At 72.0% G+C, this 24,084-nt stretch carries 17 protein-coding genes, 1 tRNA gene and 1 riboswitch; of the genes, 9 read left to right on the top strand and 9 right to left on the bottom strand.

What is annotated here, in order from left to right:
- The first annotated feature begins 129 nt into the window (after window positions 1-129).
- Window positions 130-1,290: a sensor histidine kinase gene (locus SGFS_RS28060; protein WP_286254391.1), complete on the top strand. Its 1,161-nt coding sequence runs from the start codon at window positions 130-132 to the stop codon at window positions 1,288-1,290.
- Between the two features lie 149 nt (window positions 1,291-1,439).
- Entirely contained in the window at window positions 1,440-2,024 is a 585-nt protein-coding gene (gene cyaB / locus SGFS_RS28055) for a class IV adenylate cyclase (protein ID WP_286254389.1), read from the top strand.
- 55 nt (window positions 2,025-2,079) lie between these two features.
- Here cyaB and SGFS_RS28050 read toward each other — a convergent pair.
- Both SGFS_RS28050 and SGFS_RS28045 read right to left on the bottom strand, forming a co-directional pair.
- Window positions 2,080-2,153 (bottom strand) — tRNA-Met (locus SGFS_RS28050).
- A 95-nt stretch (window positions 2,154-2,248) separates the two neighbouring features.
- The gene (locus tag SGFS_RS28045) at window positions 2,249-3,391 is read right to left on the bottom strand and encodes a dihydrofolate reductase family protein (RefSeq protein WP_286254387.1); all 1,143 of its coding nucleotides are present in this window, start codon (window positions 3,389-3,391) and stop codon (window positions 2,249-2,251) included.
- Between the two features lie 79 nt (window positions 3,392-3,470).
- On the opposite strand from SGFS_RS28045, the gene SGFS_RS28040 reads away from it, so the two are divergent.
- From SGFS_RS28040 to SGFS_RS28025, 4 genes are all read left to right on the top strand, one after another.
- Window positions 3,471-4,001, top strand: a complete 531-nt coding sequence (locus tag SGFS_RS28040; protein ID WP_286254386.1) for a MarR family winged helix-turn-helix transcriptional regulator — start codon at window positions 3,471-3,473, stop codon at window positions 3,999-4,001.
- Between the two features lie 161 nt (window positions 4,002-4,162).
- Window positions 4,163-4,804, top strand: coding sequence for a GTP cyclohydrolase II (locus tag SGFS_RS28035; protein ID WP_286254384.1), 642 nt, complete (start codon window positions 4,163-4,165; stop codon window positions 4,802-4,804).
- Window positions 4,805-5,060: 256 nt separating this feature from the next.
- Window positions 5,061-5,224: riboswitch (cyclic di-AMP (ydaO/yuaA leader) on the top strand.
- An 11-nt stretch (window positions 5,225-5,235) separates the two neighbouring features.
- Window positions 5,236-6,291: a M23 family metallopeptidase gene (locus SGFS_RS28030; RefSeq protein WP_286254383.1), complete on the top strand. Its 1,056-nt coding sequence runs from the start codon at window positions 5,236-5,238 to the stop codon at window positions 6,289-6,291.
- Between the two features lie 86 nt (window positions 6,292-6,377).
- Entirely contained in the window at window positions 6,378-7,322 is a 945-nt protein-coding gene (locus tag SGFS_RS28025; RefSeq protein ID WP_286254381.1) for an aldo/keto reductase, read from the top strand.
- A gap of 65 nt (window positions 7,323-7,387) precedes the next feature.
- Here SGFS_RS28025 and SGFS_RS28020 read toward each other — a convergent pair whose 3' ends face one another.
- The 4 genes from SGFS_RS28020 to SGFS_RS28005 form a co-directional block, all read right to left on the bottom strand.
- Window positions 7,388-8,710, bottom strand: a complete 1,323-nt coding sequence (locus tag SGFS_RS28020) for a PrsW family intramembrane metalloprotease (RefSeq protein WP_286254380.1) — start codon at window positions 8,708-8,710, stop codon at window positions 7,388-7,390.
- 56 nt (window positions 8,711-8,766) lie between these two features.
- Window positions 8,767-9,606: a tRNA (guanosine(46)-N7)-methyltransferase TrmB gene (gene trmB, locus SGFS_RS28015; protein WP_434028080.1), complete on the bottom strand. Its 840-nt coding sequence runs from the start codon at window positions 9,604-9,606 to the stop codon at window positions 8,767-8,769.
- Window positions 9,607-9,795: 189 nt separating this feature from the next.
- A complete protein-coding gene (gene lhgO / locus SGFS_RS28010) occupies window positions 9,796-11,025 on the bottom strand; it encodes an L-2-hydroxyglutarate oxidase (protein ID WP_286260095.1) in 1,230 nt (409 codons plus the stop codon).
- 196 nt (window positions 11,026-11,221) lie between these two features.
- Window positions 11,222-12,646: an MFS transporter gene (locus tag SGFS_RS28005; RefSeq protein WP_286254378.1), complete on the bottom strand. Its 1,425-nt coding sequence runs from the start codon at window positions 12,644-12,646 to the stop codon at window positions 11,222-11,224.
- 793 nt (window positions 12,647-13,439) lie between these two features.
- Here SGFS_RS28005 and SGFS_RS28000 point away from each other — a divergent pair.
- Complete coding sequence (locus tag SGFS_RS28000; RefSeq protein WP_286254376.1) at window positions 13,440-15,533, top strand: asparagine synthase-related protein; 2,094 nt, start codon at window positions 13,440-13,442, stop codon at window positions 15,531-15,533.
- Window positions 15,534-15,773: 240 nt separating this feature from the next.
- Here the strand turns inward: SGFS_RS28000 and SGFS_RS27995 are convergent, their stop codons facing one another.
- Window positions 15,774-17,726: a sigma-70 family RNA polymerase sigma factor gene (locus SGFS_RS27995; protein WP_286254375.1), complete on the bottom strand. Its 1,953-nt coding sequence runs from the start codon at window positions 17,724-17,726 to the stop codon at window positions 15,774-15,776.
- Between the two features lie 404 nt (window positions 17,727-18,130).
- The gene (locus tag SGFS_RS27990) at window positions 18,131-18,907 is read right to left on the bottom strand and encodes a TetR/AcrR family transcriptional regulator (RefSeq protein ID WP_286254373.1); all 777 of its coding nucleotides are present in this window, start codon (window positions 18,905-18,907) and stop codon (window positions 18,131-18,133) included.
- 430 nt (window positions 18,908-19,337) lie between these two features.
- Here SGFS_RS27990 and SGFS_RS27985 point away from each other — a divergent pair, with 430 nt between their 5' ends.
- Complete coding sequence (locus SGFS_RS27985) at window positions 19,338-20,702, top strand: NAD(P)/FAD-dependent oxidoreductase (RefSeq protein WP_286254371.1); 1,365 nt, start codon at window positions 19,338-19,340, stop codon at window positions 20,700-20,702.
- 242 nt (window positions 20,703-20,944) lie between these two features.
- Window positions 20,945-22,645 carry an ATP-binding SpoIIE family protein phosphatase gene (locus tag SGFS_RS27980; RefSeq protein ID WP_286254369.1) on the top strand — a complete coding sequence of 567 codons (1,701 nt, stop codon included), beginning with the start codon at window positions 20,945-20,947 and terminating at the stop codon, window positions 22,643-22,645.
- A gap of 43 nt (window positions 22,646-22,688) precedes the next feature.
- Here the strand turns inward: SGFS_RS27980 and SGFS_RS27975 are convergent, their stop codons facing one another.
- Window positions 22,689-23,957, bottom strand: coding sequence for an MFS transporter (locus SGFS_RS27975; RefSeq protein ID WP_286254367.1), 1,269 nt, complete (start codon window positions 23,955-23,957; stop codon window positions 22,689-22,691).
- Between the last annotated feature and the right edge of the window lie 127 nt (window positions 23,958-24,084).

Here is a 24,084-nt window from a genome sequence, read left to right as displayed (position 1 = left end):
ACCCGGCCACGAAACAGTCGAACGAACCGAGGATCAAGGGGTTTTCACTCCCGTGGTGCAGCCGGCTACACCACGGGACGGGTGGCTGCTCTCCCGCGCCCGGACCCCGCCGCGCCTAGCGTCGACGGCATGTTCCCTACGCTGCGGCAGGCCGCGCGTGCCACGCTCTGGTTGGCCATGGCCGCGGTGCTGACCTTCGGTACGTACATCTTCATCACCGTGCTGCTCCTCGCGGCCGGCGGGACGGTCGTGCTGGTCGGCGCCTGGATGCTGCCCGAGGCGGTACTGCTGATCCGCAGGATCGCCGCGGTCAAGCGCCGCCAGGCCGCCGCGTGGACGGGCCGGGAGATCCCCGAGGCGTACGAGCCGATCCAGGGCACTGTGCGCGAGCGGCTGCTCATCGCCGTACGCGACCCGGGCACCCTCGCCGACCTGCGGTGGATGGGTTCGCACTACGTCTACGGCGGGCTGTTCCTCCTCGCGCTGCCGCTGTGGGCGGTGGGGTTGGTCGTGGACGGTGTGTGGGCCGGGCTGCTGCGGCGGCCCGCGGTCGTACTCCCGCTGGTCAGCCGCCTCGCCGGCCTGGACGCGCACTGGTCGGAGACCCTGCTCAAGCCGTCCCCGAAGGCCCGCCTCGCCGAGCGCGTGCAGGAACTGACGGCGACCCGCGCCGACGCCATCGCCGCGCACGGCGCGGAGCTGCGCCGTATCGAACGGGACCTCCACGACGGCGCCCAGGCCCGTCTGGTCTCCCTCTCCATGCGGATCGGTCTCGCGCAACGGGCCTACGACCGCGACCCGGCGGGCGCGCGCAAGCTGCTGGTGGACGCGCAGGAGCAGGCCGAGGCGGCGCTGAGCGAGCTGCGGCATGTCGTACGCGGTATCCATCCGCCGATCCTGACCGACCGTGGGCTGGCCGGTGCGGTACGGGCGTTGGCGGCCGGCAGCGGCCTGGAGACGACCGTGTCCGTCGACGGGCTGGAGGACGCCGACGGGCCGCGTCCCCCGGCCGCCGTCGAGGCCGCCGCGTACTTCGTCGTCGCCGAGGCACTCACCAACGCCGCCAAGCACAGCGGGTCCCCACGGGCAGCGGTCCACCTCGAACGGGTGCGTACGGGGCTGCGGGCCGTGGTCCGGGACGAGGGGCTGGGCGGCGCGGACGAGACCGGCGGTGGCACCGGGCTGCTGGGGATACGGCGCCGGGTCGCCGCGCTGGACGGCATCGTGACCGTCACCAGCCCGATCGGCGGCCCGACCATGGTCGCCGCCGAGCTGCCGTGCGTGTGGTGAGCTCGCGGGGAAGCCCTTTCGGGGACCCGGCAGCAGAAGCGTCCGTCGCCCGCCCGCCGCCACGAGGGGGTGCCTTCCCGAACCGGGGGTGTAGCGGGCTGCACCCCCGGGGAGGCGTAGGGGGCAGACGGGGTGAGGAGGAACCGCTCGTGATCGAGGCGGAGTTGAAGGCCCGGGTCCGCACCCCGGAGGAGGCCGCGCGGCGCCTCGACGAACGCGCCGAGGGCCGCATCGAGACGTACCAGGACACGTACTACGACCGCCCCGACGGCACCCTGCGAGCGAGTGACGAGGAGCTGCGCGTACGGACCGTCCACTCCTCGGCCGGGCCCGACCACCGCAGCGGCGACCTGCGGACCCTCCTCACCTTCAAGGGCCCGGCGGTGGACGAGGCGTCCGGCTCGAAACCCGAGTACGAGACCCGGGTCGCCGACTCGCAGGCGACGCACGCGATCCTCCAGCACCTCGGCTACGTACCGGCGATCGTGTTCGAGAAGCGCTGCCGGACGTATGTCTTCGAGGCGTACGGCAGGCCCGTGCACGCCACGCTCGTCCGGGTCCCCGAACTCGACGGCACGTTCCTGGAGGTCGAGACGCTGGTCCTGGAGGAGTCCGCCCTCCCGGCCGCCCTGGACGACCTCCGCGCGCTGCTCACCGACCTCGGCATCGACGCGCGCGACGTGACACGCGAGCTGTACACGGAGGCGGTGGCCGCGGCCCGCCACACCCCATAGGCAAAAAAACACCCGGGGCCGGAATCCTCATCGGATTCCGGCCCCGGGCCTTCAGTAGCGGGGACAGGATTTGAACCTGCGACCTCTGGGTTATGAGCCCAGCGAGCTACCGAGCTGCTCCACCCCGCGTCGTTGAAACCAGCATACGCCATCTGCGGGACCCCCAGCACCACGGTTTACGGCACACCGGCTCAGGCTGGGTCCTCCACTGCCGTCGCCGCAGGTCAGCGGCCCAGCAGATGCCCGTTCGGCGCCTTCGCCCGCTCCTCGTACTCCGGCAGTACGACCACGTCGACGCCCTTCGCCGTGAGGACCCCGGTGCCGTCGGCGGCCTCGACGAACGTGTCGGGCTCGCGCCAGGCCGTGACGACCCGGCGTACGCCCGCGTCGAGGATGAGCCGGGCGCAGGGTGCCGGGCGGGAGGCGCGGCGGGCGCACGGTTCCAGGCTGCTGTAGACGGTCGCGGAGGAGAGGCGCGGATCGGCGGGGTCGAGCCCCGCGAGGGCGGCCTCCTCGGCGTGGACCACCGGGTCGCCGGCCTGCCGGGAGTGGCCGCGCGCCAGTTCCGTACCGTCGGCGGCGACGATCACCGCGCCCACGCTGAACGCGGTCTCGGAGGGCGGGCACTCGGCGGCCAGCGCGCAGGCGAGGTCCAGCCAGTGCCGGTCGGCGGCGGACACCGCGGGGCCGGTGCCGGGCACGGACGGCACGTACCGCATGAGGACGACGTCACCGACCGGCCGGGTCTCCAGCAGTCGCATCCGGCTGCGCGGCCCCCCGGGGTAGGCGCCCGCCCCGAACATCCGCGGCGCGTCCGGCTCGCCCACCAGCAGCGGCGCCAGGACCAGCTGGAGTTCGTCCGCGAGTCCCTGCTGGAGGAACTGGGTGTGGACCCGGCCGCCGCCCTCGACCATGAGGCGCCGGACGCCACGTACGTCGCCGAGGTGGGCGAGGACGGCCGGCCAGGGCAGGTCGGACCCGAGGGGCACGACGTCGGCGGCGATCCCGGCCTCGGTGAGGCGCTTCGCACCCTCGTCCGTCGTGTAGACGACCTTCTCGCCGCCGGTGTGCCAGAACCGGGCCTCCGGGTCGAGGTCGCCGGACGCGCTGACCGTGACCTTCAGCGGATACTCCGGGAGCCCGGCGGCGAGGCGGGCCGCGCGGCGCTCGGGGGAGTTGACCAGCAGCCGGGGGTTGTCGGTGCGCAGGGTGCCGGCGCCGATCAGGATGGCGTCGCTGCCCGCGCGCACCTCGTCGACCCGGTCGAAGTCGGCGGGGCCCGACAGGAGCAGCCGTCCGGGCCCGGTGTCGTCCAGGTAGCCGTCGAGGGAGACGGCGGCGGACAGCAGGACGTAGGGCTGGGGCATGGACGCGCTCCCTGAAGGTGGTCGGTCTTACAGCAGGCAGTGATTCAAGTTTTAAACACTATCTCCCTACACTGTAGGCATGACGACCCGCTGGCTCACCCCCGAGGAGCAGCGTGCGTGGCGCGCGTACGTCGCCGCCGCCACTCTCCTCGAGGACGCGCTCGACCGGCAGCTCCAGCAGGAGGCCGGGATGTCGCACCTCTACTACTCCGTGCTGGCCGGCCTCTCCGAGGCGCCGGACCGGCGGATGCGGATGACCGATCTCGCCGAGCGACTGAAGATCACGCGCAGTCGGCTGACGTATGTCGTGACGCGGCTGGAGAAGGACGGCGCGGTGCGGCGCGAGGACTGCCAGTGGGACAAGCGGGGCAGTGTCGCGGTGCTCACCGACGAGGGCATGGCGCTGCTGGAGCGGGCCGCGCCGGGCCATGTCGAGACGGTCCGCAAGGCCGTCTTCGACCACCTCGGACCGGAACAGATCACCCAGCTGGAGGAGATCTGCTCGGGCATCGCGGCCGCGATACAGGGCGATCGGGGCGAGGGTCCGCGGGCGAGCGGCTCGGCCGAGCTGCCGTGGCGCCGCCGGTCGTGTTCGTCGTCGGGCGAGTGATCGGCGCCTGAAAATCCCTCGCGAAATTCCTTCCGTGGCGGAAGTGTGATCCTCCTCCAAACGGGTTGCTTGAAATTTGAAGCAGGGGATAGAGTCCCTCTGAGCGTTGTGCTTCAAATCTGAAACACGACGGGCAACCCGCACCTGGACCGGAGAACCGCATGCCCGACTTCCCCGCAGCCACCCAGCGTGCCCGCGTCCGGGTACCGCTGCGCTTCCACGACGGTTACGGCGTCGACGCCGAACTGGTCACGTTCCACGGCCTCGTCGACGGTCAGGAACACCTCGCGCTCGTCCTCGGCGACCCGGCCCCCGGCACCGCGCCGCTCGTCCGCCTGCACTCCGAGTGCCTGACCGGCGACGTCTTCGGCTCGGCCCGCTGCGACTGCGGCCCGCAGCTGCGCGAGGCGGTGGAGCGCATCGCCGACCGGGGTGGCATCCTCCTCTACCTCCGCCAGGAGGGTCGGGGCATCGGCCTCTACAACAAGCTCGACGCGTACGCCCTCCAGGACCAGGGCCTCGACACGTACGAGGCGAACGCGGCCCTCGGGCTGCCGGAGGACGCCCGCGACTACACGGCGGCGGCCCAGATGCTGACGGCCCTCGGTGTCGACGAGCTGGACCTGCTCTCCAACAACCCCGACAAGGCGCAGCAGTTGCGCGATCTGGGCGTCGGCGTCCGGGACCGGGTCCCCACCGGTGTCTTCACCACCGCCCACAACGTCCGTTACCTCCGCGCGAAGGTCCTCCAGACCCAGCACACGCTGCCGCTCGCGGAGTTGACGGAGCTGACGGCGGGCTGAGGACTCCTCACGGCTTCTTCACTTTCGGTGACCACTCCATCCCCCTGCGCATCACAACTGACGTAGTGTCAAATGAGACGAGGATGATCGAGAGCGGTGAAGGGTGGTCAACTCGCCCGTTTTCCGCCCCTCGTGACCTGTAAGTCCAGGCCAAGAAGCGTTAATGATCAACGAGAACCGCTTGGAATACGACCCACGCGTCTATTAACGTTCGATAACGCAGCGCGGTCGTCCCAGCCGTCACAAGAGTCGGCTCCGTGCGCACGCGCCGAATCCCGTACCTGTACGGGAACCGGGGAACCACCACCCTGGGGTGAATCGCACGGAAGCCGCCGTGGAAACACGGCAGGTTTACGCGCGTAGGAGACCTTCCTGCTCCGAACCCGTCAGCTAACCCGGTAGGCGAGAAGGAAGGAAAGGAGTACGCCCACGTGGCGTCAAACCGGCCTGCGACCGAAGCCCCGTCCGTTCCGAGCCAACGCGGCGGCGAGAGCCGCACGTTCGGCTACGGCAGCTACAACAGCGAGAACGAGGGCCCCTGGCAGGAGTGGAACCCCACCGCGGAGTCCACTCGCCCCGTCCGCGGCCGGCACCGTGTCGCCAAGCAGCGTGGCGGACTCGCCCGCAGCTCCACGGTTCTCGGCGTCGGCGTCATAGCCGCCGTCGGCGCGGGCGGTATGGCCAGTGCGCAGACCGGCAAGCCCCCCGTCTCCATCTCGATGCCCGACATGCCGAACGTCGGCTCGGTCTTCGAGGACGAGGCCGACGAGGAGCCGCAGGGCTCCACCACCCCGCTCAGCAGCGCCGGCCTGATCGCCGCCGACACAGAGCAGGGCAACGCGAACGCCGGTGAGGCGCTGCGCGCCCGCATCATGCAGCAGGCCGAGTCCCAGCAGGACCAGGTCGACCTGAAGGCCGCCGAGGCAGCGCAGGCCGAGGCCGCGAAGAAGGCCTCCGAGCAGGCCGCCAAGGAGAAGAAGGAAGCCGAGAGGAAGGCCGCCGCCGAGAAGAAGAAGGCGGAGGAGGAGGCCGAGGCGAAGGCCGAGGCGAAGGCCGAGAGCGAGCGCCTCGCCAAGCTGGCCGGGCAGTTCACCCTCCCGACCTCCTCGTACACCATCACCTCGACCTTCGGCCAGGCCGGCTCGTACTGGTCCTCCGGCTACCACACCGGTCTCGACTTCGCCGCCCCCACCGGCACCCTGATCAAGGCCGTCCACAGCGGCACGATCACGCAGGCCGGCTGGGACGGTTCGTACGGCTACAAGACCGTCCTCACCCTCGACGACGGCACCGAGCTGTGGTTCGCCCACCAGTCCTCGATCGGCGTGAAGGTCGGCCAGAAGGTCGCCACCGGCGAGGTCATCGGCCGCGTCGGCGCCACCGGCAACGTCACGGGCGCCCACCTCCACCTGGAGGTCCACCCCGGCGGCGCCGCGAGCGGCATCGACCCGGCGGCGTGGCTGCGCAGCAAGGGCCTCAACCCCTGACCCGGGGCCCCTGGTTCACAAAGCTTTGACATCCCTTGGCCGGGCGCTCGGAATGCGGGCGTCCGGTCTTGGCGTTGCCGAAAGGTATGACCCTTCTTCGCCCCCTGGGCTCCTCCGACCTCGAAGTCTTCCCCCTCTCCCTCGGCGGCAACGTCTTCGGCTGGACGGCGGACGAGGCACAGTCCTTCGCCGTCCTCGACGCCTACGCGGCCGCCGGCGGCAACTTCGTCGACACCGCGGACTCCTACTCGGCCTGGGTCGAGGGCCACACGGGCGGTGAGTCCGAGACCATCATCGGCAAGTGGGTCAGGGCCCGCGGCAACCGCGACGACGTGGTCATCGCGACCAAGGTGAGCCAGCACCCCGAGTACAGGGGCCTGACGGCGACGAACATCAAGAAGGCTGCGGACGCCTCCCTCAGCCGCCTGGGCACGGACCACATCGACCTCTACTACACCCACTTCGACCAGCCCGAGGTGCCGGTCGAGGAGATCGTCACCGCCCTCGACGAGCTGGTGAAGGCGGGCAAGGTCCGCGCGATCGCCGCCTCCAACATCACCCCCGAGCGACTGAAGGCCTCGCTGGACTTCTCCGACCGCGAGGGCCTGGCCCGCTACGTGGCCCTCCAGCCCCACTACAACCTGGTCTCCCGCGACACCTACGAGGGCCCGCTGCGGACCGTGGCCGCCGACGCGGGCCTGGCCACCGTCCCGTACTTCGCCCTCGCCAAGGGCTTCCTCACGGGCAAGTACCGCCTCGGCACGACGGTCGACAGCCCGCGCGCCGAGGGCGCCGGCGCCTACCTCGACACCCCCAGGGGCCTCCGTGTCCTGGCCGCCCTGGACGAGATCGCCGAGTCGCGGGAGGCGGACCTCGCCACGGTCGCCCTGGCCTGGCTCGCCGCCCAGCCGACGGTGGCGGCCCCCATCGCCTCCGCGCGCACGGTGGACCAGCTCCCGGCCCTGCTGAAGGTGGCGGAGCTGACGCTGACCGACGAGGAGCTGAAGCAGCTGACGGAGGCGTCGGAGTAGTTCTCCGCAGCCCTCTCGGTCCTACCTGCTGCTTCCCCGGCGGTGCCGAACGCCCTGCGACTGCGCTACGACCGATAGGGGTTGTAGGCGGGATACGGCATCGCCGGCCTCGCCCCGTACGCCGCCGCCGGGGCGTACCCGTAGCCGTGCCACGGCGGCGGTGTGACCACCGGCACGACCCCGTGCCCGGCGTACGCCAGCGCCGGCCGCGCGATCTCCCGCCTGCGCCACAGCTCGAAGAGCAACTGCCGCTCCCGCAGCACGAAGTCGGACCCGGCCCGCCCCTGCCGCCCGCGGTGCCGCAGAAACGCCAGTGAGGTCGCGTAAGCCTCGTACTCCGCGACCGACCGCGCCCCGGGCCGCCCGAACTGGTGCGAGGCGTACTCCCTGGCGATCCGCCGCGCCCGCATGGACCCGAGGACGAACGGCTCCGGCGGCGTCAGCCACCCGGCGGCCGCGTACGCGGGCAACTCCTCCCGGACGGTCCGCAGCTCGCGCTGCCGGGTCCAGATGACGAGCCACGTCAGCAGCCCGAACATCGGCACCATGAACGCGGCGTACACCGCGAAGAAGCCGTACCCCCCGAAGGTCGCCGCCCCGTTCCAGATCGCGTGCATGCCCATGGCGAGCAGCAGCCCGCCCAGCGGCAGCAGCACCCGACGTACGCGGTGCCGCTCGGCGGACAGCGCGGCGATCCCGAAGCCGATGCCCGTGAGCACGGTGAACAGGGGGTGCGCGAAGGGCGACATGACGATACGGACGAAGAAGGTCGCGGCGGTGACGGAGTCGAGCCAGCTGTCGCCGCTCAGCTGGTCGGTACCGAAGGCGGTACCCAGATACAGAATGTTCTCGGTGAAGGCGAACCCGGTGGCGGTGACCCCCGCGATCACCACCCCGTCCACCAGCCCCGTGAAGTCCCGCCTGCGGAAGAGGAAGATCAGCAGCACGGCCGCGGCCTTGGCGGTCTCCTCCACGACGGGCGCTATGACGGTCGAGCCCAGGGTGTCCGCGCTGGACGGATCGGCGGTGGCGATGGCTATCCACCGGGTCGCGAAGCTGTTGGCGACGATCGCGATCAGCGCGGCCGCGCAGGCCCCCCAGGCGAACGCGAAGACGAAGTTCCGCCAGGGGCCGGGCTCCACCCGGTCCAGCCAGCGGAACGCGGCTATGAGCAGCGGCACGGGCAGCACCGCGAGCCCGAGCCCGACCAGGAACCCCTCCGTGCCGGTCTGCTCGCGCACGAGGGCGAGGATGACGAGCCCGGAGAGCGCGAGAAGCGCGATCAGGGCGCCGTACTTGACCGTCTTGCGCTGCCACCAGTGCGCGTGCCGCCGCATACCGCCGACGGGGCCGCTGGAGTGCGAGGGGTAGGGGAAATCGGTGGCCACGGCATTGACCCTAACGGTGCCGACGGGCGGGGGGACGGGGTGTTCTCGACGAGGTGTCAGCGCTGCTCTCGGGCCTGCTCCGAGGCCTGGTCACCGCCCTGTACGCGGCGGAACAGCAGATCGTTCACCACATGTCCCTTGTCCAGCCCCTGCCCCTCGAAACGCGTCAGTGGCCGGAAGCCGGGACGTGGCGCGAACCCGCCGTCGGCCCGGGTGTTCTCGAAGTCGGGGTGGGCGCCGAGCACTTCCAGCATCTGCTCCGCGTACGGCTCCCAGTCCGTCGCGCAGTGCACGATCGCCCCCGGCCTGAGCCGTGACGCGACGAGCGTGAGGAACTCCGGCTGGATCAGCCGCCGCTTGTGATGCCGCTTCTTGGGCCAGGGGTCGGGGAAGAACACCCGCAGCCCGTCCAGCGATTCGGGGGCGAGCATCTCCCGCAACAGAATGATCGCGTCTCCGTTGGCGACCCGGATGTTGGACAGCCCGTCCCGATCCGCGAGATTGAGCAGGTTCCCCTGCCCCGGGGTGTGCACGTCGACGGCGAGGATATTGGTGCCCGGATCCCCGGCGGCCATCTGCGCGGTGGCCTCCCCCATCCCGAACCCGATCTCCAGCACGACGGGCTTGTCGTCCCCGAACAACTCGCTCAGATCCAGCGCGTGCCCATCGATGTCGAGCCCCCACTTGGGCCACAACCGCTGCAGGGCATCCGCCTGCCCGGCCGTCACCCGGCTCCGCCGAGGCTGAAAACTCCGAATCCGCCGCTCGAAGTGCGCCCCGGCCGGATCAGCCTTCGGCCCATCGGGAAAACGAGGCTCCCCCTTGGCCCGCACATGACGAAGGGACGCCTCGGGGACGGGGGCGCTGGGCTCGGGGGTGATGGGGGAGTCAGACACAGTGGAACAGATTTTACGGCGAGTCGAACACCGCACGCTTCCGGCTCGGGCCGGCCACCTTCACCCCAGCCGCCGCTTGAGGACGAGGCCGTGCAGGCCGATGGAGGTGGCCTGAGGGCGCAGCCCTCAGGGGCGGGACGGGGCGGGACGGGAAGGGACGGGCAGGGGCGGGGGCGGGGGCGAGAAACCTCAGGCCCCGGCCAACGCGGCCAGCGCCCGCCTCCCCACCTCCCGCCCGATCGGCAGCGAAGCGGTAGCCGCGGGCGAAGGCGCGTTCAGCACATGCACAGCCCGCGCCCCCTCCCGAATCAGAAAGTCATCCACCAGCGTCCCGTCCCGCAACACGGCCTGCGCCCGCACCCCCGCCGCCGTCGGCACGAGATCGTCCTCACTCACCACCGGCAACAACCGCCGCACAGCCTGAGTGAACGCCCCCTTGGACAGCGACCGCCGCAGCTCCCCGGCCCCGTACCGCCAGTGCCGCCCCGCTATCCGCCACGCCCCCGGCCACGCCAGCGTCGCCCCCAGCTCCCGCACCCGCACGGTCCCCCACCCGTACCCCTCCCGGGCCAGCGCGGGCACGGCGTTCGGCCCGACGTGCACCCCCCCGTCGACACCCCGGGTCAGATGCACCCCGAGGAACGGGAACGCCGGATCCGGCACCGGATACACCAGCCCCCGCACCAGCTCGGGCCGGGCGAGCTCGTAGTACTCCCCCCGGAAAGGAACGATCCGCATCCCGGGCTCGTCCCCGGTCATCCGGGCCACCTCGTCGCAGTGCAGCCCGGCGCAGTTCACCAGCACCCGCCCGCGTACGACGTCTCCGCCCCGGATCCGCACGGCGACCCCCAGCGAGGCCCGCCGGTCGATCCGCTCGACCTCGGCCCCGTACCGGATCTCCGCGCCGGAGGCCCGCGCGAGCTGCCGGGCGACCCCCACGAAGTCACAGATCCCGGTGGTCCCGACGTGTATGGCGGCGAGCCCGCGCACCTCCGGCTCGTACTCGGCTATCTGGGCGGGGCCCAGCTCCCGCACCGGAATCCCGTTCTCCCGCCCGCGCTGGACCAGCGCGTGCAGCCGAGGCAGCTCGGATTTCTCCGTCGCGACGATCAGCTTCCCGGTGACGGCGTGGGCGATGCCGTACTCGGCGCAGAACTTCACCATCTCGGCGGCGCCCTTGACCGCGTACCGCGCCTTCAGCGACCCGGGCCGGTAGTAGATCCCGCTGTGGATGACCCCGCTGTTCCGCCCCGTCTGGTGCCGGGCGGGCCCGGGCTCCTTCTCCAGCACGGTGACCCGCGTGCCAGGCGCCGCCCGCGTGATCGCATACGCCGTGGACAGCCCGACGATCCCACCGCCGACCACGAGCACGTCACAGTCGTACACGACCTGCCTCGGCACGCACCCCACCTCCCGCATTCGATAGTGCACTGCACCACTGACAATGCCCTCAAACCCGGAAGACGTCTTCATGACCCCGGTCACGCAGGGCCGCGCCCCAGAGGGGCACGGGGCGGTGCCGATATAGGGCTGCGTCGCGTGGGCGTGACCAGCCACAATCCACCCGCGGCCGCGAAACAGGCACCGACCCGGCAGACGAGTGGGCACCCGAAAACTACGCCGGCGTCATCAACAGGGGCCGCGCCCTCTCCCGCAGCTCGATCACTCGCGGCTCGTCCCCGTACGGCTCCAGCCGATGCAGAAGATCCTTCACATACTCGGTCGTGCGAGCCGAGGAGATGCGCCCCGCGACCTCCACCGCCCGCACCCCCTGCTCACACGCCGCATCGAGGTTGCCCGATTCCAGCTCGGCGACCGCCGACACGACGAGCCGCAGCCCGTGCGAGCGTACGAACTCCTCCGTCGGCCGCGACAGCGCCTGCTCGGTGAAGCGGCGGACCTGACGCGGCGCCTTGAGATCGCGGTAGCACTCCGCGGCGTCCGCGGCGAACCGGTCGTAGCCGTAGAACCCGAGCCAGGACGGATCGTGGTCGCCGTCCCGGGCCCGCTCCAGCCAGCCCTCGGCGGCCTTCAGGGCCGCCCCGGCCGCCTGGGCGTCACCCGCGCGCGCGTGGGCCCGTGCCTCGACGAGCCGGAAGAAGCTCATCGTGCGGGCCGTGGCGAGGCCGCGGTTGCGCTCCAGGGCGGCCTGCGCGAGGTCGACGCCCTCGTCGCCGAAGCCCCGGTAGGTCGCCTGCAGCGACATCGTCGCGAGGACATAGCCGCCCAGCGGCACGTCCGCCGCGGCGCGCGCGAGCCTCAGCGCCTGGATGTAGTACCGCTGCGCGGCCTCCTGTTGACCCGTGTCAAAAGCCATCCACCCTGCGAGGCGGGTGAGTTCCGCAGACGCTCCGAACAGGGCGCGACCGACCTCGTCGGAGTACGCCCCGAGCAGCAGCGGCGCGGCCTCGACCCGAAGGCACTCCGGCACCATCGAAGAACGCCAGTCGCCGCCCCCGTACTTGGAGTCCCAGCGCCTGGCGTCCTCGGCGGCCTCCCGCAGCTTCCGCACATCGCTGTGGCCGACCTTCAGCGGCGACCCGGAGCCCTCCGCGGAGGATGCCTCCCGCGCCACCGAACTGTCGGCCGGGGTTATGAGCCAGCGTGAGGCGGGCGTCGCGTACGCGCTCACCGCGAACGATCCGGCGAGGGACTGCCAGATGCCGCCGGAGCCGGCCCGGCGCCCGGCGAGGTCGAGGCGGTACAGCTCGGTCGCCGACTTCACCGCCTGTCCGACGTCCCGGGGGAAGGCGAGGCCCACCTCCGGTGCGGGATCCGCGTCCGCCAGGCCGATCTCGTGGAGCGGCACGGGGCGGCCGAGCTTCTGGCCGATCGCGGCCGCGATGAGATGCGGCGCGGCGCCCTGGGGCACCATGCCCTTGGAGACCCACCGCGCCACCGAGGTCTTGTCGTAGCGAAGTGTCAACCCGCGTTGAGCGCCAAGATCGTTGACGCGACGCGCGAGTCCTGCGTTGCTGATTCCCGCGAGGGCGAGAACGGCGCCGAGCTTTTCGTTCGGCCCGCGTTGCTCCCTGGACATTGCGCCACCCCTCGAACAGACGGCTGCCGCGGCGGCATAGGCACGCGGCATTCGTACAACCCAGCGTAGTTCGCCGCATCCCAAGCGTTAAGGGGCCCAAATCCGGATGGCGTGTTTGTGGTCCGTAAGAAAGTACGGACAATGCACGGAGTGTTGCCACGTGCTCCCGCTGTGTGGCCGTGCGCCCGGCCGTGCGCTCTTCTCCGGCCATCGAGGGAGCGCTTCCATGGTCGTGCGTGGGTCGGCCCGCTGTACTGGATCCAGTGGGCTGGGGGACACCGCCGCCTCCATCCCCGCGGGCGGCGGACCGGTCCGGGGGGCGAACTCCGCCTCCCGGACTGTGCGTTGACAGTCCGTGGTCGCCGGGGCTCGCACAGGGTGTGCGCCGACTGTGCCCTCTGTTCCCGATTTGGCCGAAAATCGACGGTGGCCCTGGGGTCCGATTACCGCTCCGACCACGCCACTTGAGGGCGCATGGGGTGTCGTAGGGGAGCGTATCGGGGGCGCATTCACGTCGTAGAACCGGGGTCGCTCTCTGGCGACCGTCCGGCGATCTCCCAGCGACCCGCCGCGCGATCTTCAGCTGATCCTCCGTCGCCCTTCCGCCCCGCCGTTCGCCGAACGAGCCTTCAGGGGGCGCCCCTTGGGGCTGGTGGGGGAGCACTCGGGGTCTACCGGGGGCGCATCTACCGGTGCACAAGCCGTCCCACACGCCCTCCGACAGGCGTCCTTCGTGGCAGCATGGGTGCCGTTCGTACGGTGCACTGGTTGTCCACAGTCTGTGGAGGCGTCGATGCGGTGGTTGGTGGGATGGAGCAGTACCGCCGCCGGCACCCCCATGACCGGGTCGGCCGGAGCGACCGGATTCGACGGCGAGACCGTGCACCCGGTCGGCTCCCAACTCCTGTGGGGCGACCCCGATCCGCTGTGGGCCGTCGGCGACTGGCGCCCCGACGAGGTGCGTGTCGTGCAGGCCGACGAACAGACCAGGATCGCGGTCCTCGGCATCTGCGGAGCCTCCGACGAACAGCTGCGCGTGGGACTGTTCGCCGCCCGCGGCGGGGCACTTCGCCATCTGACCGCCTGGCCCGGCAGCTACACGGCCGTCGTCCAGGTCGGCCGCCGCGTGACCGTCTGCGGCGACCTCGCCGGTGCCCGCCCCGTCTTCCACACCCCGTGGGCCGGCGGCACGGCGTACGCGACGGCCGCCCTCCCGCTCGCCGACCTCATCGAGGCCAACCTCGACTTCGGGCACCTCGCGGCGCTCCTCGCCGCCCCCGACGTACCGGACGCCCTCCATGACTCCACCCCGTACGACGGCGTGCGCCGCATTCCCCCGGGGCATGCGCTGATCCTGCGCGCCGGGGCGCGCGAGATCGCCGGGTACGAGCCCGTCGCCTCCCTCGCGGTCGCCGCCCCCGCCGCCGACCCGGCCGGCGCGGTGGACGCCGTAAGGGACTCCCTCGTAGAAGCAGTACGCGTGCGTCTGGCGGCCCCGCGGCACGTTCCGGACGTCGACCCGGGGCCGGTACCCGGCATGGGCCCCGCCGAGCGCCGGGCCGCGCGCGGCATGCCCGCCCCCGGCCTCGGCGCCGACCTCTCCGGCGGCCCCGCCTCCGGCACCCTGGCCCTCCTCGCGGCGGGCCTCCCGGGCGCCCCCGGCACGCTCCTGGGCCACGGCACCGGCGCGGGCGAACGCCTCCTCGCCGTCACCTTCAACGACCTCGCCACCTCCGGCCGCGAAGCAGAACTGGAGCGCGCGGGCACCCTCGCCGCCAACCCCCGCCTCCACCACGTGGTCGTGACGGGCGGCGAGGAGGTCCTCCCGTACGCGGACCTCGACGGCCCGCTGACGGACGAGCCCGGCCCCTCGCTGATCATGGCGGTCCGACACCGCGCGCGCCTCGCCTCCGGCAGCGCCGACCACTTCACCGGCTACGGCGCCCGCCAGGTCCTCGACGCCCACCCCGCCCGCCTCGCCGACCTCCTGATGGACCGCAAGCGTCGCCACCTGGTCCGCCCGGTCGCGGCCCTCGCGAAGGCCGACGGCTCGGTACTGGTCCCGGCCCGCGTCTACGGCGCGGCACGGAAGCTGGCCCGCACCCCGTACCGCGCCGGGGTGGAAAGCCTCGCCGACCGCCTCATGCAGCGCCGCTTCGAGGAGCCCGGGGGCGCGGTCGGAGCCTCGCTCGCGGCCCTCACCTGGGCGAGACCGGGCCCCGCCGCCCGCTGGCTGACCGGCGAGGCACTGGCAGAAGTATCGATTCGCCTCCAGACCGTCACCGGCCGCCCGAGCGTCGGCCCCGGCCAGCGCCCCGGCGACTACCGCGCCCGCGCCGCCCTGGCCCGCCACGCCGCCGACCTCCGCGTCCTCGAACAGGCCGCCGAGATCCGCTCCCAGCGCCTGCACGCCCCCTTCCTCGACAACCAGGTCGTCCGCGCCTGCCGCGCCCTGCCCGAGGCCCTGCGCGTCCAGCCCGGCGCCCGCGCGGCCATCCTCCGCACGGTCCTGGAGGGCGCCGGCGTCACCGACCTCCCGACGGGCTGGGGCGCGCCCTCGCACGCCACCTCGGCGGCCGCCGCCCGTACGGGCCTGAGGGTCGCCGCCGATTCGCTCCTGACCCTCTTCGACACCCCGCTGCTCGCCCAGGCCGGCCTGGTGGAGGCCCGGGTCGTCCGCAAGGCCCTGCGCGCCGCCGCCGACGGCGAACCCCTGCCCCTGGACGGCCTCGCCGACCTCGTCTCCCTCGAACTCTGGCTCCGCCGCCTGCTCTCCCGCCGCGGCACCTGCTGGACGGGCACCCCGGCGAGGCAGCGCGCGGTCCCCGCGGGTATCACTCCGCAACGCGGGGCACTGGGGACGGGGGCGACGGCCCGACGGGCCTAGAGCCTGTCGTCAAATTCCCGCCTGCCGCGCGACGCGATGCACGCTCCCTCACTGCCTCAAGGGAGTGGGAGGTGCCCCCGCTCACCGCACCGGACACAGGCCCGCGTACAACCAGCACGAGGGCGTGCGCCCGGCACGCCGAGAGCACGCCCCCCCACTCTCGGCCCCGCTCGAGCGGGAGGTACCCCTCCGCCGCGCGACGCCATGCGGCGCCCTCTCGCCGCACCGGGCGGCCGCCGACTACCCGCAGGTGAACCGCGACTCGGCCCAGTCCGCCAACGTCACCGCGTCGAAGTGGCTGTGCGGTTCGACGACCAGCCGTACGGTCTCGCGCCCGGCGAGGTTCACATGGACCGGGAGCGCCGGGTCGCCGCCCTCGACCAGGCCGGATCTCCAGAGCCGGACCCCGTCGCCGTAGACGGAGAAGTAGACCTTGCCGAGCCCGGCGGTCGTGTCGTCGACACCGACGAGGGCGTCGAAGGCGTCGCACGAGCGGTTCAGGTCGATCGTGACGGAGGAGAGGCCGTGGACGGTGACCCCGTGCGCGTAACTCTTCTCGGCGATCGACACGCCGTACCGCTGCCACACCCAGGTGCTCTCGCCCAGCCGCATCTCGGGCTTGGTGCCGTCGCCGGTGAGGGCGTACTCCAGCTCGCTCCACCGGTAGACGGCCGGGACCGGGGGCGGAGGGGGCGTGGGTGTCGAGGTGGAGGGCGGCGTGGGGGTGGGTGAGGCCTTTGACGGTGTCGGCGTGGGGGTTGGGGTGGGCGTCCGCTTCGGGCTGGGCCCCGAGGGCGGAGTGGTCGACGGTGTGGTCGCGGGGGCGGCGGCCGGCGCGATCGGCGGAGCGGAGGGCTCCTCCGGGGGCGTCGACGGGCGGTCCGACGGCCCGGGCGTGGACTCGACGGCCCGGGTGACCGGCGGCGGGTTGGCCGCCCGGTCCTTCGGCTCGTCCTCGCTGGCGACCAGCGCGATCGCCACCGCCGCCGCGGCCACGGCGACGACACCCGCGGCGACCCCGGCCTTCACGGGCGCGGCGGCCGCCTCGGAGGCCGCCGCACCGCTGCCGGCGCCCGCCCCGCCGGAACCCCCGCCCGCGGCGGAGGCGGCACCCGCGGCCCCGGCCGCCCCGGCGCCCCCGGCGACGAGCGCGGCCACCTTCGCGTACCCGGCGGCTCCGAACCACCCGATGACCGCGACCGGTACGACAGCGGGGATGCCGCTCGCGACCTCCTTGATCTGCCCGGCGGCCAGTCGGCACTTGGCGCACTCCTCCAGGTGCTTGCGCAGACCCCGCTCGGCCCGGGTGCGCAGGCTCCCTCGGGCGTACGCGCCGAGGCGGTCGGCGTAGCGCGCGCACTCCGCGGAGTCGCCGGCGAGCGTGGCGCTGACGTGGGCCTGGAGATAGGCCTGCTTGAGGCCCTCGCGCGCACGGCTGGCGAGCACCCGCGTGCCGTTGGCGTCGAGCCCGAAGACCGTGGCGACCTCGCTCGGCGATTCGTCCTCGACCTCGGTGTGCCACAGCACGGCCTGCCACCGCTCGGGCAGCGACCGGAACGCCCGCATGGCGAGGGACTGCTCGGCCTCGTGCATCGCCCGTACGTCCGCGCCGAGGTCCATCGTGTCGCTGTCCGACACCTCGCCACCGCGCGAGGCCTGCGCCGCGAACACCGCGAAGTCGTCGACCAGTTGCTCCCGCTTGGCGGAACGGGTCCAGGTCGCGGCGACCCGCCGCACGGAGGTCAGCAGATAGGCCCGCACGGCGTGCTCGGGCCCGGAGCCCCTGCGCACGGCCTGCAGCATCCGGGCGAAGACCTCGGCGGTCAGATCGTCCGCGGTGTACGCGTCCCGGCAGCAGGTACGCGCATACCGGCGCACCGCCTCCGCATGGCGCCGGTACAGCTCCTCGTACGCCGTGTCGTCGCCGCCGCGCATCCGCGCGATGAGATCGGCGTCGGAGCGGGGCCGCCGCCGGGGAGCGGGCAGAACACCCGAGTCGTATCCGGTGTCGTACGCCGCGTCGAGGCGGTCCCACTGCGCGGGAACCCCACCGCCCGGCCGTGCGGGACCCCCACCGCCCGGCCGTGCCGTGCCTCCCGCCCGACCACCCTGGCTCGGCACCTGCGGCGACTCCGGCGCCCCGGCCTCCGCGTCACCGTCGCCCCGCGATTCGTTCTGCCCGTAAACGCTCATCGCGGAAAGCCCCCGCCGCCTGCCGACCCGGTCCCGAACACCGGGTCAGAGTGCCATATTGGCTTTTGGTCAGGCCGGGCAGTACGTACATACCACTCGTCTGAGGGGCCGGCGAGGAGTGTGATCCACGGATCCACCCGAACGAGGACAGTGCCCCGTCAGGGGCGGGGCGCCGTATCGATTTGCGGCTCCGCCGCGTGGGCGCGAGAAGCCCCACGGGCCGGCAGCCAACGAACCAGCCGGGCGGGGGGTCTGGGGGCGCAGCCCCCAGGGATGGGACGGGTAGGGGCGGCGGGGGCGATCCCACTCACGGGCACCCCCACCGCCCCACAGCCTCACTTCGCACCGGCCTCACACCGGAACTCGGGCCGGTACTCGCACCGACCCTCACCCCGACACGACACTCAGACCGGCCGAGACCGCAACCCCTCCAACAGAATGTCGAGCAACCGCGCAGACGCCGCAGCCTGCTGCGCCGCATCCGGCAGAGAAGGCGCAGCCGTGGCGATCACCAGCAGCACATCCGCCACGGTCACGTCCGCCCGCAGCTCACCCGCTGCCCGAGCGCGGTCCACCAACTGCCCCACGACCTCGAGCAGCGCGGACGCCCCGGCGTCATCGGCAGGAGACCCGACGGAGGAACCCCCGCCGACCTCCCCCGACACCAGCCGCAACTCCGCCGTCGGCTGGGACCGCTGCTGCGGCACCCGCGCCTCGTCGGCCACGACCTCGTCCGCGTCCTCCTCGGCGACCCCGACGCGCAGCACCTGCGGCGGCAGCAGCCGCCCCGCGCCCGAGGCCACCGACGTCCGCAGGAACCGCGAGAGCGCCGACCACGGCTCGTCCTCCTGGCCGAGCGCGGCCCGGGCCTGCTCGGTCAGCCGGGAGGTCTCCTCCTCGGCTATGCGCCGGACCAGTACGTCCTTGCTGGGGAAGCGCCGGTACACCGTGCCGACACCCACCCTCGCGCGCCGCGCCACGTCCTCCATCGGCGCGCCGTACCCCAGCTCGCCGAAGACCTCGCGCGCCGCACGCAGTACGTGCTCCAGATTGCGCTGTGCGTCCACCCGCAGCGGAGTCGAACGCGCGACATTCCCGCGTCCGCTGCCAACCGCCGCGCTCACCGCACCGCCGTGCGCATGCGCGACGGCGGACGGCCAATGAGAGTCCTGAATATGCATATGTGATCCCCCGGTAATGACGTCTCCCCCCGGAGACACTCCCCGTCATCGGAAGCCGGAGCGCTGGAACGAGCACTCGTCGGCCGAACCCGGCACGCTTCGGCGCCTTCGATGTCCGAACAGAATCAAACATCGCCGAACCGAAACCCGGACGACCTCCGAACGCATCCCCCCTTACACCCCGTCGACACACGAACATAGTTGAGAGGGAGTCAATTCAGAAGGGGCAGGTTCCGCACGGAGCGCCCCTCGATTGGAGTACGGGCCTGATACGTCCCGTTTGCGCCCCCTCCTGCTACCCGTCTCACACCATCTGACCTGCGCACCTGCCTCGCACTCCGGTAAATCGGCCAACCCCGCGCCCCCTGGATCACCGGTCACACAAATTGCCGGGGCTGTGGACAAACCAACGAGCTGGGTGCGTCATGGGATGGTGAAGGAACGGATGCGCATCCTCATCGTCGGCGGCGGCTACGTCGGGCTGTACACCGCCCTGCGTCTGCAGAAGCAGCTCAAACAAGAACTGACGCGAGGCGACATCGAGATCGTCGTCGTCTCCCCCGACCCTTATATGACGTATCAACCCTTCCTTCCGGAAGCCGCCGCGGGCTCCATCTCCCCCCGCCATGTCGTCGTACCGCTCAGGCGCGTCCTCGACCAGTGCAAGGTCGTCATCGGCGAGGCCACGGCCATCAACCACGCCAAGCGCACGGCGACCCTCACCACCCTCGCCACCGAGGAGGAGGGCGCCGGCTCCGAGCAGCTGACGTACGACGAACTCGTCCTCGCCCCCGGTTCGATCTCGCGCACGCTGCCCATCCCCGGGCTCGCCGAGTACGCCATCGGCTTCAAGACCGTCGAAGAGGCCATCGGGCTGCGCAACCACGTCATCGAACAGATGGACATCGCCTCCTCCACCCGCGACCCCGCGATCCGCGACGCGGCCCTGACCTTCGTCTTCGTGGGCGGCGGCTACGCCGGCGTGGAGGCGCTCGGCGAGCTGGAGGACATGGCCCGCTACACCGCGCGCTACTACCACAACGTCCAGCCCGACGACATGAAGTGGATCCTCGTGGAGGCCTCCGACCGCATCCTCCCCGAGGTCGGCGAGGAGATGGGCCGCTACACGGTCACCGAACTGCGTCGCCGCAACATCGACGTACGCCTGCACACCCGCCTCGACTCCTGCGCGGACCGCGTCGCCGTCCTCAGCGACGGGTCCCGCTTCCCGACCCGCACGGTCGTCTGGACGGCCGGCGTCAAACCGCACCCGATCCTCGCCGCCACAGACCTCCCGCTGAACGAGCGCGGACGCCTGAAGTGCACCCCCGAGCTGTCCGTGGAAGGCGTCTCGCACGCGTGGGCGGCAGGCGACGCGGCCGCCGTCCCCGACGTCACGGCCGAGCCCGGCAAGGAGACCGCCCCGAACGCCCAGCACGCCGTACGCCAGGCCCGGACCCTCGGCGACAACATCGTCCGCTCCCTGCGCGGCCAGACCCTCCAGGCGTACTCCCACAAGTACGTCGGCTCGGTCGCCTCCCTCGGCCTGCACCAGGGCGTCGCACATGTCTACGGGCGGAAGCTGAAGGGCTACCCTGCCTGGTTCATGCACCGCGTCTACCACCTGAGCAGGGTGCCGACCTTCAACCGCAAGGCCCGCGTCCTCGCCGAGTGGACCCTCTCCGGGCTCTTCAAGCGGGAGATCGTCTCCCTCGGATCACTCGAACATCCCCGTGCGGAGTTCGAACTGGCTGCCGGTGGAAAGACTCCTGAGGACCCGAAGGGGTCGTCCTGACCGGATCCAGGAACTCCACCGTTCAGGCCGACGTCTGACGGATGTCGGTCCGGTCGGCCAGACTGGTTCCCGACGTGATCCATGACGTACCGACGACCTCGGGCGAGGCCCACCACCACGCCCACGAAACACCCACCCATCACCACCCGGCGCCCCCACCGCCGTACCCCGGGGCAACCCGGACCCCGGCCGGATCCGGAACCGGTCGCAGACAACAACACGAGGCACGAGGCAAGGATTCGGTGAACTTCACGCGCTGGAGCGCCCGGCTCCCCGGTACGCAGCGCCGCGCCGCAGCGCGGACCGAACACACGGTCACCCCGGACCGGAGGGGGGACTCCCCGGATCGGCGCGGCGAAGGCTCCGTGCCCGCGGCCCGCGCCGAACGACCGACGGACGCCACCCCGTCCCCGGACGACATCCCGGCCGGCCCCGCGGTCGACGACCTCCCCACCCGCGAGGTCCTCGACCGCATCCCGGCCCTCGTCGCCCTCGTCCACGGCCCGGACCACCGCATCGCGTACGTCAACGACGCCTATACGGCGGCCTTCGGCATCCGCCCCCTCGGCGAACCCGCCCGCGCGGCCCTGCCCGAGCTGGACACCCTCGGCCTGCTCCCGCTCCTCGACCAGGTGCTGCGCAGCTCCCGGCCACGCACGGTCAAGTCCCGCAAGGCCCCCAGCGGCCGCTCGTACACGATCACCTGCACGCCCGTCGACGTACCGATCGGCGCCAAGCCCGGCGACGGCGGCGTCCTCATCTTCGCTGCCGACGTCACCGACCACGCCGAGGCCGCCGAGCGCCTGCGCGCCAGCGAACGCCGCCAGCGCGAAACCGCCGTCACCCTCCAGCGATCCCTCCTCCCCCAGGAACTGGAGGAGCCGGACGACCTGCGCATCGCCGCCGTCTACCACCCCGGCGGCACGGAGACCGCGGTCGGCGGCGACTGGTACGACGTGATCACCCTCGGCGGCGGCCGCACGGCCCTCGTCATCGGCGACGTCATGGGCAGAGGCGTCCGCGCGGCGGCCGTCATGGGCCAGCTCCGCACAGCGGTCCGCGCCTACGCCCGCCTGGACCTCCCTCCGCACGAGGTGCTCCAACTCCTGGACGGCCTCGCCATGGAGATCGACGCCAACCAGATCGCCACCTGCGCCTACGCCGTCCACGACCCCAACGAGGGCCGCCTGGTCTATGCCTCGGCCGGCCACCTCCCGATCCTCGTCCGCGACGAGAGCGGCATGGTCCAGCGCGCCGACGAGCCCACCGGCCCACCCCTCGGCACGGGCGGCTGGATGCACTCCTCGGGCTCGATCCCCCTGGGCCCCGGCTCCACGGCCGTCCTCTACACGGACGGCCTGGTCGAACGCCGCAACGAGGACCTGGACGAAGGCATCGCCGCCCTGGAGCGCGCGCTGGCGGGCGCCACCGGCACCCCCCAGGTGATCTGCGACCGCCTCGTACGCTCCACGGGCGTCACGGCGGACCACGACGACGACGTGGCGGTACTGGTCCTCCAGCACCCGTCCCGCACGGGCCCCGACGGCGAACTCTTCCGCAACGCGGCACTCGAACTGCTGGGCGGCGTGGAAGCGGCCCCCCGAGCCCGAGCCTTCGCCTCCGGAGTCCTGACCAGCTGGCGCTTCCCTCCCGAACTCCACGACCTGGGCGTCCTCGCCGCCAGCGAACTGGTGGCGAACTCCCTCCAGCACGGCACCCCACCGATGCGCCTGCGCCTGCGCCGCACCGACCGCCGCCTCATCGTCGAGGTCACCGACGGCGACGACCACCTCCCCCGCCGCCGCCGAGCCGAACCCGGCGACGAGTCCGGCCGAGGCATCGCCATCATCGCCACGATCGCCTCCAACTGGGGCAGCCGCCGCACCCCGGGCGGCGGCAAGGCGGTGTGGTGCGAGTTCGCACTCCCGCGCGCCACGACGTAACCAGGCGGCACCCACGATCTCCCGGCGGGGGCGAAGAAACCCCTCAGGCGCGCACGGCGACCGGCTCGGTGGTCGCGCCACCCCGCGCGACCACGCGCCCCCGCCCGAGCGACGGCTGATCCTGCACGGCTGTCAGCTCCCGACCCAGCCGAACCGCCAGCACACTGATCCCCAGCGAGAACAGCAGAAACAGCACGACATACGGCCTGTGCAGCGACGCCCCCATGGGCCCGCCCACCGCCGGCCCCACCGCCAGCGCGAGCTGCTTCACCAGGGCGAAAGCGGAGTTGTACTGCCCAGCCATCCCGGTCGGCGCCAGATCCGCCACCAAGGGCGCCACGGTCGGCGACAACATGGCCTCACCGAGCCCGAACAACGCGTACGTCGACACGAACGCGGCGGTCGCCATGGTCTGGCTCACTTCGCCCAGCCCGGCGAACCCGGCCACACCCCACGCCACGGCCCAGATCAGCCCGACCACCGCGATCATCCGCGACCGCCGGCGACGCTCCACGAACCTCAGCACGGCGAACTGCGCGACCACGATCATCGCTGTGTTCGCCGCCAGCGCCGTACCGAGCGCGGACGTCGATATCCCGACCGCCTCGACCCCGTAGGCGCTGAGCCCCGACTCGAACTGCCCGTAGCAGGCGAAGAACAGCACGAAGCCCAGCACACACAGCTGCACCATGGCCCGGTTGCCGAGCAACTGCTTCCAGCTCCCCTGCGCGGACCCCGCCCCGGCCGGAACCTTCTCGACCTTCGGGGCACGCGGTATCCGGACCGTCGCCATCACTCCGGCCAGCAGCAGGAACATCGCCGCCTCGATCGCGAACAGCAGCGTGAAGGAATCGGCGCGTGTGGGGTCGACGAGATGGCCGCCTATGAGTCCACCTATGCCCAGCCCGAGGTTCTGCAGAAAGAACTGGGTGGCGAAGGCTCTCGACCGCGTGTCCGTCGTCGAGCAGTCGACGATCATCGTGGCAAGCGCCGGCTGCATCACGGCCTGCCCGGCCCCGAGCGCCGCCGCGGAGAGCAACACGGTCGTCGCACTCGTGGCCAGGCCCAGACTCAGCGCGCCGACGGCGGCGGTGACCAAGGCGGCGAGCAGCACCGGAAGCGGGCCCCGCCGGACTATGGCCCGTCCGGCGAAGGGAAGCACCACCAGCGCCGCCACGGCGAAGACGGCCAGCATCAGCCCCGCGGTCGTGGCACCGAGCTCCCGCACCTGCGCCACATAGACGTACAGATACGGGACGGTGAAGCCGAGTCCGAACGCGCTCAGCGCGTTACCCACATGAATCCGACGCATCGCTGCGCCCAACCCCCTGGTCACGTTCACCTGCCTAGGTAAGGGGAAGCCCACAGCAAGAGGTTAGAGCTGAAGACTTCGAAGCTAAAACTTAGACCTAAACAGTACATCCCGAAGGACTTCGATG

The sequence above is a fragment of the Streptomyces graminofaciens genome, assembly GCF_030294945.1.
Classification (GTDB): domain Bacteria; phylum Actinomycetota; class Actinomycetes; order Streptomycetales; family Streptomycetaceae; genus Streptomyces; species Streptomyces graminofaciens.
This window is presented reverse-complemented; position numbering and strand designations above follow the sequence as displayed.